Raw genomic sequence first — 786 nt, 5'->3', positions numbered from 1 at the left:
GGCAGGGGGCTTCTCGCACAGGCCGGGGAGTTACAGGCCGAGCTCGACCTCGAACTCGCCTGCCTCCAGGATCTGCTTGACCGTGGTCAGGTAGCGGGCCGCGTCGGCGCCGTCCACCAGGCGGTGGTCGTAGGAGAGGGTCAGGTAGGTCATGTCGCGGACGGCGATGACCGTGCCCTCCTCCGTCTCCAGGACGGCCGGGCGCTTCACCGTGGCACCGATGCCGAGGATGGCGACCTGGTTCGGCGGCACGATGATCGTGTCGAACAGGGCGCCGCGCGAACCGGTGTTGGAGATGGTGAAGGTCGCGCCGGACAGCTCGTCCGGGGTGATCTTGTTGGCGCGGACCTTGCCGGCCAGCTCCGCGGTCGCCTTGGCGATGCCCGCGAGGTTGAGGTCACCGGCGTGCTTGATGACCGGGGTCATCAGGCCCTTCTCGGAGTCCACCGCGATACCGACGTTCTCGGTGTCGAAGTAGGTGATGGTGCCCTCGGCCTCGTTGATGCGGGCGTTGATGACCGGGTGGGCCTTCAGCGCCTGCGCGGCGGCCTTGACGAAGAACGGCATCGGGGAGAGCTTGACGCCCTCACGGGCGGCGAAGGAGTCCTTCGCCTTGCCGCGCAGCTTCATCAGACGGGTGACGTCCACCTCGACGACCGAGGAGAGCTGGGCCTGCTCGGTCAGCGCCTTGACCATGTTGTCGCCGATGACCTTGCGGATGCGGGTCATCTTGACGGTCTGGCCACGCAGCGGGGAGACCTCCAGCGCCGGGGCCTTCTTCGCGGC

At 67.9% G+C, this 786-nt stretch carries 1 protein-coding gene; it reads right to left on the bottom strand.

Annotated features, from left to right (window positions below; genetic code table 11):
* Positions 1–30: 30 nt before the first annotated feature.
* On the bottom strand, positions 31–786 hold a 756-nt coding region (locus CCN33_RS30470; RefSeq protein ID WP_208622010.1), incomplete at its 5' end, for a 2-oxo acid dehydrogenase subunit E2.

The organism is Streptomyces recifensis (assembly GCF_002154615.1).
Lineage (GTDB): Bacteria > Actinomycetota > Actinomycetes > Streptomycetales > Streptomycetaceae > Streptomyces > Streptomyces griseoluteus.
This window is presented reverse-complemented; position numbering and strand designations above follow the sequence as displayed.